This is a genomic window from Mucilaginibacter sp. 320_HR (assembly GCF_059691875.1).
This window is the reverse complement of sequence record NZ_JCAWAI010000002.1, coordinates 807,505-823,626: the sequence shown is the minus strand read 5'-3', so window position 1 is coordinate 823,626 and position 16,122 is coordinate 807,505. Positions and strand designations below refer to the sequence as shown.

The window sequence follows — 16,122 nt, the reverse complement described above, 5'->3', positions numbered from 1 at the left end:
CGATATGTTGCTTACCTAAGTTAATCCGTCAGTGGGACATCATCAGCTTTAACTTCACGTTTTACTGCATTAATCTTTTTAACGTAAAGCTCGTCTGCCAGTATTACGGTTATCGCAAGCAACGGAACTGCCAGAATAATGCCTAGCGCGCCAGATAACGTTCCCATTATTACCTGACTAATGATGGTTAACGCAGGCGGAAGATTAATGATCTTGTTCTGAATAATGGGGGTTACGATATTGCTGACTATGGTTTGCGAGATAATGTAGATAAGCGCCACAATAACTGCTGTATTTGTACTAACGGTTAATGCAAGTAGTACGCCGGGTATCATGGCCACGAGCGACCCAAAGTTAGGTATGATCTTGAGCATGCCGGCAAATAGTGCTAATACAAGCACAGCGGGAATTCCCATGATTGTAAGGCCTATTGTGAGCATCACAAATATGAGCACCATAGATAGCAGCATGCCCTTAAGCCATCCCTTTAAGGATACGTTTATCCTGTTCATAATACATTGCCACAATTCTTTTTTTTCTTCGGGGATTAATATCATAAATCCATCCTTGTACACAGACGGGCTTGCAGTGAAGAATAACGCGAGAAAAACAATGATGTAAATGTTGCCAAGTACCCCAAAGCTGGTACTGAAAAAATGTTGGGCAGTAATAAATATCTTGCCGGAGTTATCATCAAAATAAGTAAGTACCTGCTGGCCAATAGGTGTTTCCGACAACTTAGCGCGGGCGGCACTAATGGTATTAGGCAGGGTATGACTTAACTGAGCTACCTGCATTTGCAGGCGTGCACCAATAAACCAGAGCAATACCCCAACAATGGCAAAAGAACCGCCAACAGATATGGACATGGCTACTTTCCGGTTCCAGCCCGTTTTGCGTTGGATAATGTTGCCTAACCCATGGAAGTAAGTAGAGATAAGTGTTGCGGCAAGCACCATCAATAGCACATTGAAAGCCACCCTTGCTATAAGTATCACTACCACCAGCAATGCCACTATGGCTACGGTGTGCCACACCTTTTCTATATAAGTTAGTTCCTTGCGTGGCCTGGGGGCGGGTTTTTGATCAGCTATATTCATAAATTACATAAAGGACAACCTTTAAAGCCAAATGTTTTACAACCTTATAGAATGTGTTGTTTAAGCTTATATAAGGGCATTTCTAAAACTTTTATTCGGTTCCAATTAAATGTTCGTCGAACGCTTTGGACACAAATTTTCATTTCCGTACAACAAACGGCGGTGTTTATTGTAATTTCAGGGGCGCGTTCCCGTTTACCGTACAACCTCAACTTTTAGAAAGATACATGAGTAAAGTATTTACCATTGCAGAAGGATTAGAAAATTTAGGCGCTTTGCGTACCGGCGGTCAAGGCTCGGTGTATAAAGGAAAGCGGACAGGTACCATCTATTCGGCCGTAAAACTCATACCGACACCCATCCTTAACGAAAGCGGAGACGATAAAAACTACCGCAACTTTTTAAACGAAGTTGCTAAACTGCAAAAGGTAAATGAAATTCCAAATCCAAACATAGTAAAGATACTCAGCTCTGGTGTAACGGATACTGGCTCGTTTCCTTTCATTGAGATGGAATACATTGAGGGCCCGGATCTTAGCGAACTTTTGCAGCCGCCGCATGATAAAATATTCATGCTTAAAGAGCTTATAAAGGTTGCTGATCAATTAGCTTGTGCACTTGCCCATTGCCATAAAGTTGGCGTAAAGCATGGCGACATTAAAAGTAATAACGTTAAATACAACATACATACAGGCAATTACGTGTTGCTCGACTTTGGTTTGGCTATCATGAGCGAAGAACAACGCCGCAGTAGCATACGTCATGCCGGCGCGGTTGAGTTTATGGCGCCGGAGCAACACGAAGGGAAAATGCTGCTGCAGACAGATGTTTACAGTTACGGTGTTATCCTTTATGAATTGCTTACCGGTCAGGTACCCTTTCCTCTGTCAGGAAACGGCGATACCGGGCGGAACTCTGTTATGGTGAATCATATGGAGACCGAAATACCGGATCCGATACGTACCCGCAAGTTAAACATGCCTGAGGAGTGGGACGAAAAGAAGATCCGACAGGAGATGCAGGTTCCTGCGTGGTTGCTTAACCTCATCAACAAATGTCTTCAAAAGAATCCTGATGACCGTTTTAAAGATGGTTCTGAACTGCACGATGCAATAGTTGCGGGTAGCTTATCATCTACAAACGGGAATGTTGCCGTTGGAGCTGCTACTGCTACAGAGAGTGTTGCGGCGTTAAAAGCGGATAACCAAAAACTGCAGCAACAATTGCTTGAACTTCAAAACGCGCAACCCGTAACAGATCAGGAACTGGCAGAGCCCTTAGATAACTCTAAGATGGTTGTTTCTAAACTCGGCTTCAACGCACTTGTAGCATTGCTGGTGCTGTTTGTACTCTTCTCTGTGTATTCGGTATTCATTAAAAAGGATGCGCGACTGCCTAACAACACCACTACTCAAGACTCTGTTCAAACTAATTCAGATACTACGTTGATGAGTAATCCGCAATACGAGGACTCTGCAAGATTGGAAACAGAACGGAAGCGTGTTTTGAAGTTACGCCGCGACTCTATCAAACGTAGAAGAGACAGCATTATTAAAGCTTCTATAGATAGCGTTGCTGTAGACAGTAGCAGGGCAGATACAGCTAACGAATCGCCGTTTTAACAGTGCTCATATCCAAACCGGCGGATGTTGAAAACATCTGCTAAGGTTTAATGTTCAATAGTCATATTTTGAAGTTTACTATTTATAGATGGAAACCAAACCCAGTTTTTGGCAGCGCATTGGTATACAAGATTGGTTCTTGACCACAGAAAGTACCGGCGTAAATGGTAAAATACCGCCACTCACGCCTGAGAGCGTTTATAGTTATATTGTAGACCAGTTTCGTGAATCTATTAAGGACCTCTCGTTTGCGGGCCGGGTAGTTTTTTATCACGAATTCATCATCAGTTTTAATGCTGATGATTACCGTGAGTTTATCGAGAACAAGCAGGGATTGTTTGGCTTAATAGTACAGGAGACTGTTAAAAAGTTTTACGAAATACTTAAGGAATACCGGCAGGATGGTAAACGCGTAGAACCATCCGGATCCAAATGGGTGTTCAGGCTGGTATCGCATCCGGATTATCAACGCGGCGATAAAGGCTTTATCGGGAAGTTGCTTCCGGATAACAGTCAACCCACCAAAAAGGAAGAGAACTTACGGGTAACCTTTATTCCGCGCCAAACAGGTATTGCGCAGACATTCGATGTGAATCAGGATATTCTTAAAGGCTTTATCTATTACAGCGAAGGTTACTTTGAAATCCCTTACCAGGAAGATCTGGAGTACAGCGAAAAGGAGGCGATTCAAAAGGAAAGCAAGAGCGTTGCCCGTTTCGAAACCATTATTCCCGATAAGCAGTTTGCCGGTAAAAAGGTAGAGTTTCTAATGAAGGATGACGATGTAATTGTCTCCGGGAACGACGAAGAACGCGATGAGCCAAATATATTCAAGATACCTTCGGAGTGGGTTAACACGCCGCATTTGCAGGTGCGCTTTAATAAGGCGGATGGTAAATTCTACCTGGCATCGTTTGGGGAAATGACAACACTTAATGAAATGGCAGTGCCCACCAGTGATATTAATGCACCCAAGTGGGTTGAACTGCCCGTAAACTCGCGTATGTTGTTAAACGGTATAGTGGGCCTTAATCTATTTAAGTCTTAAGGGTATGTCGCAGATATTATCAATAAGCTTGTTAGTGATGGTGGTTTGCCTGTTGGCAACGCACTTTGTAGATATTAAAAACTCGGGCAAACACAATGGCTGAAAACTTTTTTGGACTAACAGACACCGGTAAGGTGCGCAGCAATAACGAGGATACCTTTATTGCTACGCGGCTGGACAAGAGCCTTGTACTGGCAAGTGTTATAGACGGTGTTGGGGGGTATAATGGCGGCGAAGTAGCAGCATCCATTGCACGCGAGCAGATACTGGATCACCTGAGCGAAACCAAAGAGAACTTTGTATTTGCAATGATAGAGGCTATACGCAAAGCGAATAGCGCCATTACTGCTAAAAAACAAGAAGTTAAAGAGTTGGACAGCATGGCTTGTGTAGCTACTCTAGCTGTTACCGACATCCCTAATAACTTGTTCTACTATGCACATGTAGGCGACACTCGCTTATACCTGCTGCGCGATGGCTCGTTGGTTAAAATATCCAAAGATCATTCTTTTGTAGGCTTTCTTGAAGACTCAGGACGCATAAGCGAGCGCGAGGCAATGAGTCACCCAAAGCGTAATGAGATCAACAAAGCGCTGGGTTTTTCCAGCCAGATAGATGCTGACGATAGTTTTATCGAGACAGGTCAATCGCCATTTCTGCCCGGAGATATGCTGCTGCTGTGCAGCGATGGGCTTACCGATATGGTGGATAAGGGAGAGATCACCAATATTATAACACAGCCAATTACCTTAGCTGAAAAGGCTGGTAAACTTATACAAGCTGCCAACAAAAATGGCGGTCACGATAACATAACCGTAGTGCTGGTGCAGAACGACAAGAAGTCTCAGCCGCAAGCAGCAACAATACCAGTTGTTGAGTTTAAGGAAAATACCGAACCGCCGCCAGAGGTAAAGAAAGAATATCAAAATGTAACCTCGGCGATTAAAGAAAAGCAACAAAAACCAATGCCTGAAAAAAAAAGCAATTTGTACGCTGTGATCATCAGCATCTTGTGCCTGTTCTTTATAGGTGCTTCTGTTTATTACTACCTGCAATGGCAAAAGGAAATTAACAAAGGTGTAACCAAGCCGGAGGCTATTGCCGTAACAAAGGAGAAGTCGCCACGCAATTCTGAAGAGATCAAACTGCAAAATGCCATTAACATGATGAAGACAGATACGCTTGTATTGTCCGACACATCTTTTAAACAGCCCTTGATCATCAGCGATACATTAGATATCAGCCGCGCTAAGTTTTTCATTCGTGTAAAAGGTAATCTAGCCATACAGGCCGACACAGCTTATAACGCGCCTGCATTTATACTCAAAAGCGGAGTTAAGGCTGCTGGCTTTACCAACTTAAAGTTAAAGGGTTTTACTACAGGTATAGCATCCGGCAATATACCGTTGTACCTGCGTAATGTGGAGTTTACCGACTGTAAAACACCTGTACAAAAGAATTATGGATTGCCAAGTGGCAAATCCGTAACGGAAATATTCCCTGCAGCGGCGCTTTATGCCGATTCCGTTAATAAAACTGTTAAGCCCCAAAATGGAAGCAGATAAGGTGCAAAAAACAGGCAGGGGTAAAGAAAGGATTTTTCTCCTGCTCATCACGGTCCTCTTTTCTTTGTTGTTCTACAGGTTGTACGAAGTTGTGCAGCTCCGCTTTGCTGATGTGGATAAACGCCTTGCGGACGGCACCATGGTGAACCTTAATGATAAGGATCCCGCACAGGGCATACATCAGCTGCTTACCAAGGGGTACTACTTCGACGATAAGCGCGATATCGAACTTATCACAAAAACAGTAGCCGATAACATTGGCGTAGGCCAAAAGATTGATAACGTAGGTGAACTGAACAAGCGTAAGTACTACGTGGTTGCGGATGATGCTTTTGCAAAAGGCGGCGAGTCGTTCAAAAAACGTGTAGAAGCGTCACGATCTTTACTGGGCTATACCGGTGCGGACTCATTGCTTTTCGTGAGTGAAAAACAATCGCCAATGAAGCTGCCACAGGTTACAGATATGGCTATGGGCACGTACGGCATCAGCGGCAGCATTTTACATGATGAAGAACCCGTGCCAGGCGTATTAGTGAGGCTGCAGATGATACTACCGCAAGACAGCCTTTTTAGTGATGAACTCACAGAGGATACAAAGCCGCTGACAGAACAGGGTGAAGGATTCAAAAAAGTGCTTTATCCGGATAGCGCCGGTAAGTTAAAACTTCAGGAGCTTACCGCTTATGCACGTACGGATGGTTCAGGTAACTATCACTTCAAAGGATTACCTGATGGTAAAGCATTTAAAATACTGCCGCTGCAGCCCGGCTTCCAGTTCGGAACATCGCAGGGTACTGAAAACTTGGACGAAGATGCTGTATTCAGTTTTCGCCAGGCGCCGCATACCATTAAACTATTTTCTACAAGAGATTTCAACATACTGAAAAAGGAGAAGTCGTTGATCATACGCACACCTGCGGAGTTTAATCATTGGTTCTGGATAATAGCCGCAACTTTCATTGGTGCTTACCTGCTGATGCACATCATACTCACGCTGTTCTTCAGTGATAGCGACCAGTTGATTTTGCCTGTAGTAATGATCCTGACAGGTCTATCTTTCCTGACACTGCTTAGCCTTCAGGATCCTTTACGTGACCGGTTCCTGGCAAAAGACTCACTGGTGTATTTAGGCATTGGGATGGTAGCATTCCTGGTAATGCTGTTCATTAAAATGCGCCGTTTTACCGCAGATTCTAATCTGTACCGTTTGTTAGTGTTCAAAAACAACCAAAAAGCCGCCAATGGCTGGCCGTGGGTAGTGATAGCTGCAGGTTTACTAGCCATGACCATTAAGTTTGGAACTGGACCGGAAGGCAGTGGTGTTAAGGTGAACTTGTTTGGTTTTCAACCGAGCGAGATTGTAAAGTACCTTATTATTCTTTTCTTGGCCGGCTTCTTTGCTGCTAATGAAAAACTAATAAGCGAATACACCAGCTGGACAAAACGTTGGTCTTTCTTTGCTTTTGCACTTATAGCAATACTCGTTACATTGATGCTATTCTTACTACTAGGCGACCTTGGGCCGGCCATGGTGGTATGTTTTACTTTTATTGCTTTGTTCTCGTTCTCCCGTGGCGACTTTATGTTTATGGCCATATCTGTAGTGATTTACGTTATCGCCTCCTGGACATTAAAGAACGTGTGGCTTTCAGCTGCGGTAACTGCCGGGATAGTGGCATTGCTCATGTTGTTCCAGCGTCGTAAGCTCAGCGAATCTGCCGTTATGGTACTCGTGATCATGGCTGCATTCCTTACCATTGACCAGATCCCGTATTTAGGTAAGCTGTTCCCAGGCCCGGTACAACGTTTGGTGGACCGCAAAGCCATCTGGACTGATCCGTGGAACAATGAGGTTTATGGTGGTGACCAGGTAGCGAATGGCCTTTGGGCAATGTCAAGCGGTGGCGTATCCGGGCAGGGCGTAGGTGAGGGTTTTGCTAAAACCATCCCCGAAGCCCACACCGATATGATTCTCCCGTCAATGGGCGAAGAATTTGGCTGGACAGGCATAGTTTGTATTTTCATCCTGTTCCTCCTTTACTTGCACCGGTCAATCATAATAGGTCGGCGAACGGGTACACCGTTCCTGTTTTATTTGTGTGCGGGCGTAGGTATATCCACGTTCGTGCAGTTCCTGCTTATTGCAGGCGGTTCTACCGGTGCATTGCCGCTTTCGGGCGTGTCGTTGCCATTTCAAAGCTATGGCGGGTCATCATTGGTGGCCAACTTATTGGCTTCTGGTTTTTTAATGTCGGCCTCACGGGTAAAAGGTACAGCTATACAAATGAAGTACATCTCAGGCCAGCAGGATAAGAACCTCGTGCCTGCACTCATTGCAGCGGTAATGGGCGTTGCCTTACTTACAGTGAGTGTTTCCCGTTATTTGTTCAATAACAAAAAATGGGTGGTACAACCCGCGCTTGTTGCAGATAAAGGCGGTGCGCGCATGTTTAGCTACAACCCCCGTATCGCTATATTGATGAACCGACTACAAGCTGGTAACCTTTATGACCGTGACGGTGTATTGCTGGCTACCAGCAAGCCGGACCTGGTGAAAAAGCAAATGGGCAAGCTGGCACAATCCGGAGCGGGTAACTACAATATCGATTCGGCTATGCACAAACGGCTCGATCGTTATTATCCATTTGCAGAGCAGATGTTCTTTTGGGTGGGTGATAACAACACAGGTGTTTTCAACGGAAGTCCTAACGGCTACTTTGCCGAGTACGAACACGCTGCGGAATTAAGGGGATTCAAGTTGCCGACCACCAACTTTAATGTGACAGCCAACCGTTATCGGGAAGACAGGTTCCTGGCGCGTGGCGTAAAGGAAATGACTGTTGTGCGGAAAGACTACAGTGCGCTTTCACCATTGTTGTTGGCGGGTATAAACAGCATGGCTGTGGACTCTTTCAAGAACCGCAATCGTGATGTAAGGCTTACCCTTGATGCCGGCTTACAAACCAATATACAACGCTCCATGGGCACCGATACCTCTTTGCTTGACAATCGTGTATCGGTCGTTGTGATGGAATCTAACACAGGCGACGTCCTGGCATCGTCGGTTTACCCGCTGCCACCGGTAAAAGATTGGGAAAAGCTAACAATGAGCAATGCCGACCAAAACCAGCTTGCCGGATGGATGACCACAAGCGACCTGGGCTTTACCCTGGCAACGCAGCCTGGCTCAACTGCAAAGCTTGCTACATCCTTAGCATCCTTTAACAAGTTAGGTTTGTCGGCGGCCAATAAAACGTACCCTGTTGCCTCTTATGAACGCATCCGTACCAAAGGACTGGAACCTGACGAAACAGGTGTTATAACGCTTGAACGTGCGGTAGTAAAGTCTAACAACGTGTACTTCATAAAACTAGCCAACGATCAGCACTTGCAAGAAGATATGGCTACGGTTTATCTTAAAACCGGCATGTTCCTGCATGGTGTGGGCGGTTATTACTACGGGCGCGAACAGTTGAACCCTGCACAGGAAGACAAATGGCGCGAGTTATGGCGTAAAACGGAATTTAACACCAAACCACGGTATGATCCTAATAACATCAGGCGTACACGGGCCAAAGGCATATCGGGTATGTCATGGGGGCAGGGCGAGTTAATTGCTACCCCCGCCGCAGTAGCGCGTATGGCTGCAGGCATTGCAAACAATGGAACTATGCCTAATAACCGTTACGTGCTTAAATTTAGTGATTCTGCAACTTCAGTTAAGCCGGGAGTAAAACTGGCGAACGATCCTAAATACGCTCAGTTGATGCGTAAGTACATGATAGAGCAAAGCGAAGCCAAAACATATACCCTCGGTATCCCCGTAGCGGGTAAAACCGGTACACCAGAACGTATCTGGAAAGGGCAGCAGATAAACGATGGTTGGTACGTGTTTTTCGCGCCCAAGCAAAAAGGCCCGGGTTACATTGTAACGTGCGTACGTGTAGAAGCCACAAAGGGCTCGTCAGACGCGGTTAAGCTAGCCGGCAAGCACGTAATACCATTTTTGCTGAAAAAGGGGTATATTAAAGGGATTGCGCAGCAAACAATTGAATAAACCAACGGGTTTAAAAAAGGTCCGTATACACGTTATATAATACTTTTAGATACATGATTTTTAATTTGTTCGGTGGAAGCGAAAAGGACAAGCCCGAAGACGTAAAGGGCGTACGCCACGCGCTGTTACAGTTTATAAAGCAGGAACTTCAGAAAGCGGAAGGTGGTGAAGGTTCAAACATTAAAGGCTTAAGCCTTTACATTAATTGTAGTGAGGCCGACCGGCACATGTACGAGGCCGCGGTTTACGCGGAGACGCCCGATCTTTTTAGGGACGAGATACAAAAGATAGCAGACGACTATGACCTCGGTTTGCCGGAACGCTGGTCGCTGGACATATTTTTTGATGATGACAAACCCGAAGAAGCAGTACAGGCCCTTAACGTTGATGCCGCGTTTTTTATTAAAACGGGTAAACACTTTATTCAGCAAAAAGCAATTGGCTATATAAGAGTATTAAATGGCGAGACCGAGCAGGCTGAATACGAGATACATTCCGGCGGCGATAAGGTTAATATAGGTCGCGATAAACGGGCCCAGGCCGATGATGGATTTTTCCGTACCAACCAAATAGCATTTCCATCCGACAGCGGCAACGCAGCAAACAAATATATAAGCCGCCAGCATGCACACATTGAGTGGAGTGTAGATACTCAGCGCTTTATGCTGTTTGCTGATGATGGCGGCATTCCTCCAAGAAACAAGATTAAGATACGTGCTGATAAAAGCGACAACGTTATAAAACTGCATTCTACAACGATAGGCCATCCGCTTGCGGAAGGTGACCAGGTTATACTTGGCGAATCTGCCGTGTTAGAGTTCAGTTATCAACCGATGAGTAAATGAGTAAGGTTTTTACAATAGCCGAAGGTTTAGAAAATTTGGGGGCGCTGCGTACTGGCGGACAAGGTTCGGTATACAAAGGCCGCAGGACCGGTGTTATCTACTCAGCGGTTAAAATGATCCCGACACCGGTTTATTCTGAGAGCGGTGAAGATAAAAACTACCGTAACTTCCAAAATGAAGTAGCTAAGTTGCAGAAGGTTAACGAAATACCAAACCCGAACGTTGTTAAAATATTAAGTTTCGGTGTTACCGAAAGCGGTTCATTTCCATTTATAGAAATGGAGTATATAGATGGCCCCGACCTAAGTGAATTATTGCAGCCGCCGCATGAGAAAATTTTCATGTTGAAGGAGCTGCTTAAAGTAGCTGATCAGCTTGCCTGCGCGCTTGCCCATTGCCATAAAGTAGGAGTAAAGCACGGCGATATAAAAAGTAATAACGTTAAGTACAATATAAACACCGGTAACTACGTACTCCTGGATTTTGGCCTGGCCATCATGAGTGAGGAACAACGCCGAAGCAGTATACGCAATGCCGGCGCGGTGGAGTTTATGGCACCCGAACAATCGGATGGTAAAATGCTCATGCAGACTGATGTTTACAGCTATGGCGTAATCATGTATGAGCTACTTACCGGACAAGTGCCTTTTCCCCTAAATGGAAGTGGAGACACCGGACGAAACAATGTGATGATGGGACACCTGGAGGGCAAGGTGCCTGATCCGCTTCCATTACGCAAAGCAGCACTACCCGAAAATTGGGGAAGTGACAAACGTGATATGGAAATGCAGGTACCTGCCTGGCTGCTGGCGCTGATTGATAAATGCCTCCAAAAAAAACCTGAGGATCGTTTTCCGGACGGTCAGGCTTTACACGACGCAATTGTTAACGGAACCTTGTCGACAGCTGGAGAACAGGTGAACATAGGAGCATCTACCTTACTAGGCGAAAACGAAAAACTGCAAACTAAACTACAGGAACGCAGCGATCCGGAGAAGGTTGGCATTCTCAGGATGGATAAAGACGTAGTACACATGCAAAAAAGTGTATTTGCAGGGCTTGTTTTCCTGGTAGCGTTATTTATGGTACTATTTGCCGTTTCGAAAGCCGGGAACAGCAACTCCGCACAATATGGCGCTGACGGAGTACCGCTTAAACCCTATAAATCCGTTTTATTGTTAACACCTTATAACTATGATAGTTTGGTTCATACCCAGCAGTTCGCTCGTATGAAGGCTGATTCGATTGCCAAGTGGCGTGCTGCTGTATCAGCGGAAAGGTATAGATATACTCCGCCTGTGATCTTCCAACCGGAAAAACCTAAAAAGAAACGTAAGAAGTTTTTAGGCATTTTTTAAGGGCTGATGCTCACTGCACCATTGCTACTTACATTTTGTCGTTTCTAAAATTTAGTTACTTTTAAGCCACCATGCCTGAAAAGAACGACAAGAAAATAATTAATGCCTGGGCCATGTTCGACTGGGCCAATTCGGCTTATAACCTGGTCATCACCACTACCATATTTCCGGCCTACTATGTCGCCATAACAGAGAATGCTGCAAACGGTAACAGGGTGCAGTTCTTTGGGCACAGCTTTATAAATACAGCATTGCAGAACTATTCACTATCTTTTGCTTATCTGATAATGGTCTTAATGCTGCCCGTGCTTAGTTCTATTGCCGACTACCGGGGTAACAAAAAAGTTTTCATGCAATTTTTCACCATAATAGGATCGCTGGCTTGTTGTGGTCTTTTTTTCTTCGATGCAGCACACATCGAACGTGGCATTATCTGCTTTGCGATAGCGGCTATAGGTTATAGCGGAGGATTTGTATTCTACAACTCCTATTTGCCTGAGATAGCCACACTCGACATGCAGGACCGTGTTAGCGCCAAAGGCTTTACTTTTGGCTATGTAGGCAGTGTTTTGCTTCAGCTTATCTGCTTTGTGTTCGTGCTTATGCCAGAGACGTTTGGCTTAAACAAATCATCTGCCGCGCAATTATCGTTTCTACTTGTAGGGATTTGGTGGATTGGTTTTGCTATGATCCCCTTCTCAAGGCTGCCAAAAGGCAACCCTAACGCAACATCACATCATCAAAACATAATAAAGGGTGGTTTTATTGAACTTGGTAAGGTTTGGCAGAAGATAAAAGCGTTGCCAATGCTGCGGGGCTACCTGCCTGCATTTTTCTTTTACTCTATGGGTGTGCAAACCATAATGCTTGCGGCCACGGCCTTTGCTGCTAAGGAACTGCATATGGATACCTCAGCCCTTATAACTATTATCCTTATTATTCAGATCATCGCCATATTTGGCGCCATGCTGATGTCGCGGTTGTCTGACAAGTACGGTAATATCAGGGTGCTGATATTTGTAGTTGTAATATGGATAGGGGTGTGTTTAGCTGCTTACTTTACAACTACACAAACGCAATTCTACATTATTGCGGTTGTAGTTGGGCTGGTAATGGGTGGCATACAATCTTTATCCCGGTCAACCTACTCCAAATATTTGCCGCAAAATACTACCGACACGGCATCATTCTTTAGCTTTTATGATGTAACGGAAAAGCTGGCAATAGTTGGCGGCTTGTTTAGCTTCGCATTTATAGAAGAACTTACCGGGAGCATGCGTAATTCTACACTCGCATTGTGCGGGTTTTTCGTAGTAGGTTTACTATTGCTGGTTTCTTTATTAAGAACAGAGCGTAAAGTGCAGAAAATTTAAGATTTTAGCGGCGGATAATTTTGTGCTGATGACTGTAGATTTGTTCATACCCTGTTTTATCGATCAGCTGTACCCTGATACTGCCTTCAACACCGTAAAGGTACTGGAGAAAGCCGGCTGTACAGTAAACTACAATCCCGAGCAAACGTGCTGTGGTCAGCCTGCTTTCAACGCCGGTTTTTGGGACGATGCCAAAACCGTCGGTACCAAGTTTCTGAACGACTTTAAGGAAGATAGCGTAATTGTTTCGCCATCTGCCTCCTGTACAGGTATGGTGCGCAACTATTATAACGATTTGTTCACCAATACCATTTTGCATAATAAGTGCCGTAACATCCAAAGTAATATCTACGAACTAAGCGATTTTCTGGTGAATATACTCGGCGTAGATTACTTTGGTGCCGAGTTGGATGGCAGGGCAGTTTATCATGACAGCTGCAGCGGTCTGCGCGAATGCAAGATCAAAGAAGAGCCAAGGCAGCTTCTGTCCAAAGTATTAGGATTGGAACTTGTTGACCTTAAAGATGGTGAAACTTGTTGTGGGTTTGGTGGTACATTTGCTGTGAAATTTGATGGTATTTCCACCGCCATGGCTCAGCAAAAGGTTAACCACGCACTGGATGCAAAAGCCGATTACATCATCTCTACGGATACATCTTGCCTGTTGCACTTGCAGAGCTATATTGACAAGAACAATCTTCCGATTAAAACCTATCACATTGCCGATGTGCTGGCAAATGGCTGGGGTAACGTTTAACAACATACACCTATTTGGCAGTCAATTTGCTTTTACAAAAGCATGTCGTCCATAAAAATGCATCCTTATGGCAAGTCTGGCCACAACAGCGGTGTGGTAGCTTACGCGTTTGATAAAACAAGCATTTTACTGGTTTTTAGGGATGATCATTACTACCTGTACAACAGCGACAAGCCCGGTTTGCAGCACGTTAAGAAGATGATAGCACTCGCCAAGAAAGGAGAGGGGCTTAGTACCTACATTAGTCAGCATGAAGATGTACGCAACAACTACAAGGATCGCTGGACTAAAAGCGACTTCGCTGAGGATTTACTTTGAGATTGCAGGATAATTGCCAAATTATTCTATTTTTGTCTCCACAAAATGAAGATCACAGTAGTAGGTGATCGACTAACAAACAAATTTAAAACCGGCTTTTAAGCAGGCTGCGCTGTAGCAACCCGGCAAAAAAAGCCAAATCATAGTTGTATATGATCAATATTACACTCCCTGATGGTTCCGTTCGTCAGTATGACAAAGGGATCACTTCTATGCAGATAGCGCAGTCTATCTCCGAGGGCCTTGCCCGTAATGTGTTAGCCGCCGAAGTGGACGGCGAAGTATGGGACGCTAGCCGCCCCATCGAACAAGACTCATCCGTAAAACTGTTAACCTGGAACGACGCTAAAGGTAAATCAACCTATTGGCACTCCTCTGCCCACTTGATGGCCGAGGCGCTGGAAGCGTTGTACCCGGGTACTAAGTTTGGTATTGGCCCGGCAATAGAGACCGGCTTTTACTACGATGTAGATTTTGGCGACAAGACCCTCTCGTCCGACGATTTCAAGAAGATCGAGGACAAGATGATAGAACTTGCCAAAGCTAAAAGCGAGTACATACGCAAACCGGTAAGCAAATCGGATGCGATATCTTACTTTACCGAAAAAGGCGACGAGTACAAACTCGACCTGATAAAAGATCTGCCTGATGGCAGCATTACCTTTTATACACAAGGCAACTTTACCGACCTGTGCCGCGGACCGCATATCCCTAACACAGGCTTTATAAAGGCCGCTAAGCTTATGAGCCTTGCCGGTGCATACTGGCGTGGCGACGAAAGCCGTAAGCAGCTTACACGCATTTATGGCGTTACTTTCCCGAAAGCAAGCGAACTGACCGAATACCTGCACGTGATTGAAGAAGCTAAAAAGCGCGATCACCGTAAGCTGGGTAAAGAACTGGAACTTTTTGCTTTTAGCGAGAAGGTTGGTATGGGCTTGCCATTATGGCTGCCAAAAGGTGCCGCACTGCGCGAACGTTTAACTAATTTCCTGCAAAAAGCGCAGGTAAAGGCCGGTTACGAGCAGGTAATTACCCCTCACATCGGGCACAAAAACCTGTATGTAACATCGGGGCACTATGAGAAATATGGCGCGGATTCTTTCCAGCCGATCAAAACGCCGCAGGAAGGAGAGGAGTTCTTCCTGAAGCCGATGAACTGCCCGCATCACTGCGAGATATACAAAACAAAGCCACGCTCATACAAGGACCTTCCTGTACGGCTAGCGGAGTTTGGTACCGTTTATCGTTACGAACAAAGCGGCGAACTGCACGGCCTTACACGCGTACGTGGCTTTACTCAGGACGACGCACACTTGTTCTGCCGTCCGGACCAGGTAAAGGAAGAGTTTAAGAAAGTAATCGACCTGGTACTTTACGTGTTTGCCGCGCTTGGTTTCGACGATTACATTGCGCAGGTATCTCTACGTGATCCTAACAACAAGGCCAAGTATATTGGTACCGATGAGAACTGGGCGCTAGCAGAATCTGCTATTATTGAAGCCGCCGAAGAAAAAGGCTTGCGTACAGTAATAGAAACAGGTGAAGCCGCTTTCTACGGTCCTAAGCTTGACTTTATGGTTAAAGACGCCCTTGGCCGTAAATGGCAGTTGGGTACCATACAGGTTGATTATAACCTGCCCGAGCGTTTCGAACTGGAATATACCGGTGCTGATAATCAAAAACACCGCCCGGTAATGATTCACCGTGCGCCGTTTGGCTCAATGGAACGTTTTGTTGCGGTGCTGATAGAGCATTGCGCAGGTAACTTCCCGCTGTGGTTGTCGCCCGAGCAATTTATTATTTTGCCTATATCTGAAAAGTATGAAGATTATGCAAAAAATGTTTCTGATGTGTTAAAAAATTCCGATATTTGCGGGCTAATTGACTTCAGGGACGAGAAAATCGGGCGTAAAATCCGCGACGCTGAGGTTAAAAAGATCCCATATATGCTTATAGTGGGCGAGAAAGAAGCTGCCGAGGGCATGGTTTCTGTTCGTAAACACGGACAGGGCGATTTAGGAAGCATGAGCATAGAGGAATTTAAACAACAAATAATTAAAGAAATAACAGTATAAC

11 protein-coding genes are annotated in these 16,122 nt (G+C 45.2%); 10 read left to right on the top strand and 1 reads right to left on the bottom strand.

Annotated elements, in window-relative coordinates; all coding sequences use genetic code 11:
* Nucleotides 1-20: 20 nt before the first annotated feature.
* The gene (locus AC59GT_RS09345; protein WP_497237389.1) at nucleotides 21-1,100 is read right to left on the bottom strand and encodes an AI-2E family transporter; all 1,080 of its coding nucleotides are present in this window, start codon (nucleotides 1,098-1,100) and stop codon (nucleotides 21-23) included.
* A gap of 227 nt (nucleotides 1,101-1,327) precedes the next feature.
* Here AC59GT_RS09345 and AC59GT_RS09340 point away from each other — a divergent pair, with 227 nt between their 5' ends.
* The 10 genes from AC59GT_RS09340 to thrS all read left to right on the top strand — a co-directional run bounded on the left by AC59GT_RS09340 (nucleotide 1,328) and on the right by thrS (nucleotide 16,121).
* The gene (locus AC59GT_RS09340; RefSeq protein WP_497237388.1) at nucleotides 1,328-2,722 is read left to right on the top strand and encodes a serine/threonine protein kinase; all 1,395 of its coding nucleotides are present in this window, start codon (nucleotides 1,328-1,330) and stop codon (nucleotides 2,720-2,722) included.
* A gap of 88 nt (nucleotides 2,723-2,810) precedes the next feature.
* Entirely contained in the window at nucleotides 2,811-3,770 is a 960-nt protein-coding gene (locus AC59GT_RS09335) for a hypothetical protein (protein WP_497237387.1), read from the top strand.
* 95 nt (nucleotides 3,771-3,865) lie between these two features.
* The gene (locus AC59GT_RS09330; RefSeq protein WP_497237386.1) at nucleotides 3,866-5,335 is read left to right on the top strand and encodes a PP2C family protein-serine/threonine phosphatase; all 1,470 of its coding nucleotides are present in this window, start codon (nucleotides 3,866-3,868) and stop codon (nucleotides 5,333-5,335) included.
* Nucleotides 5,322-9,392 carry an FtsW/RodA/SpoVE family cell cycle protein gene (locus tag AC59GT_RS09325; protein ID WP_497237385.1) on the top strand — a complete coding sequence of 1,357 codons (4,071 nt, stop codon included), beginning with the start codon at nucleotides 5,322-5,324 and terminating at the stop codon, nucleotides 9,390-9,392. The genes AC59GT_RS09330 and AC59GT_RS09325 overlap by 14 nt, the downstream gene beginning before the upstream one ends.
* A 53-nt stretch (nucleotides 9,393-9,445) precedes the next feature.
* Nucleotides 9,446-10,237, top strand: a complete 792-nt coding sequence (locus AC59GT_RS09320) for an FHA domain-containing protein (RefSeq protein ID WP_497237384.1) — start codon at nucleotides 9,446-9,448, stop codon at nucleotides 10,235-10,237.
* The gene (locus AC59GT_RS09315; RefSeq protein ID WP_497237383.1) at nucleotides 10,234-11,595 is read left to right on the top strand and encodes a serine/threonine protein kinase; all 1,362 of its coding nucleotides are present in this window, start codon (nucleotides 10,234-10,236) and stop codon (nucleotides 11,593-11,595) included. Before AC59GT_RS09320 ends, AC59GT_RS09315 begins: the two co-directional genes overlap by 4 nt.
* A 71-nt stretch (nucleotides 11,596-11,666) precedes the next feature.
* A complete protein-coding gene (locus tag AC59GT_RS09310; protein ID WP_497237382.1) occupies nucleotides 11,667-12,968 on the top strand; it encodes an MFS transporter in 1,302 nt (433 codons plus the stop codon).
* 28 nt (nucleotides 12,969-12,996) lie between these two features.
* The gene (locus tag AC59GT_RS09305) at nucleotides 12,997-13,725 is read left to right on the top strand and encodes a (Fe-S)-binding protein (RefSeq protein WP_497237381.1); all 729 of its coding nucleotides are present in this window, start codon (nucleotides 12,997-12,999) and stop codon (nucleotides 13,723-13,725) included.
* 42 nt (nucleotides 13,726-13,767) lie between these two features.
* The gene (locus AC59GT_RS09300) at nucleotides 13,768-14,043 is read left to right on the top strand and encodes a hypothetical protein (protein WP_497237380.1); all 276 of its coding nucleotides are present in this window, start codon (nucleotides 13,768-13,770) and stop codon (nucleotides 14,041-14,043) included.
* Nucleotides 14,044-14,195: 152 nt separating this feature from the next.
* Complete coding sequence (gene thrS, locus AC59GT_RS09295; RefSeq protein ID WP_497237379.1) at nucleotides 14,196-16,121, top strand: threonine--tRNA ligase; 1,926 nt, start codon at nucleotides 14,196-14,198, stop codon at nucleotides 16,119-16,121.
* Nucleotide 16,122 lies beyond the last annotated feature (1 nt).

What these genes read in the sequence shown, in the direction of transcription:
- AC59GT_RS09345 (WP_497237389.1), bottom strand. Translation starts at nt 1,100, where the DNA reads ATGAATATAGCTGATCAAAAACCCGCCCCCAGGCCACGCAAGGAACTA.
- AC59GT_RS09340 (WP_497237388.1), top strand. Translation starts at nt 1,328, where the DNA reads ATGAGTAAAGTATTTACCATTGCAGAAGGATTAGAAAATTTAGGCGCT.
- AC59GT_RS09335 (WP_497237387.1), top strand. Translation starts at nt 2,811, where the DNA reads ATGGAAACCAAACCCAGTTTTTGGCAGCGCATTGGTATACAAGATTGG.
- AC59GT_RS09330 (WP_497237386.1), top strand. Translation starts at nt 3,866, where the DNA reads ATGGCTGAAAACTTTTTTGGACTAACAGACACCGGTAAGGTGCGCAGC.
- AC59GT_RS09325 (WP_497237385.1), top strand. Translation starts at nt 5,322, where the DNA reads ATGGAAGCAGATAAGGTGCAAAAAACAGGCAGGGGTAAAGAAAGGATT.
- AC59GT_RS09320 (WP_497237384.1), top strand. Translation starts at nt 9,446, where the DNA reads ATGATTTTTAATTTGTTCGGTGGAAGCGAAAAGGACAAGCCCGAAGAC.
- AC59GT_RS09315 (WP_497237383.1), top strand. Translation starts at nt 10,234, where the DNA reads ATGAGTAAGGTTTTTACAATAGCCGAAGGTTTAGAAAATTTGGGGGCG.
- AC59GT_RS09310 (WP_497237382.1), top strand. Translation starts at nt 11,667, where the DNA reads ATGCCTGAAAAGAACGACAAGAAAATAATTAATGCCTGGGCCATGTTC.
- AC59GT_RS09305 (WP_497237381.1), top strand. Translation starts at nt 12,997, where the DNA reads ATGACTGTAGATTTGTTCATACCCTGTTTTATCGATCAGCTGTACCCT.
- AC59GT_RS09300 (WP_497237380.1), top strand. Translation starts at nt 13,768, where the DNA reads ATGTCGTCCATAAAAATGCATCCTTATGGCAAGTCTGGCCACAACAGC.
- thrS (WP_497237379.1), top strand. Translation starts at nt 14,196, where the DNA reads ATGATCAATATTACACTCCCTGATGGTTCCGTTCGTCAGTATGACAAA.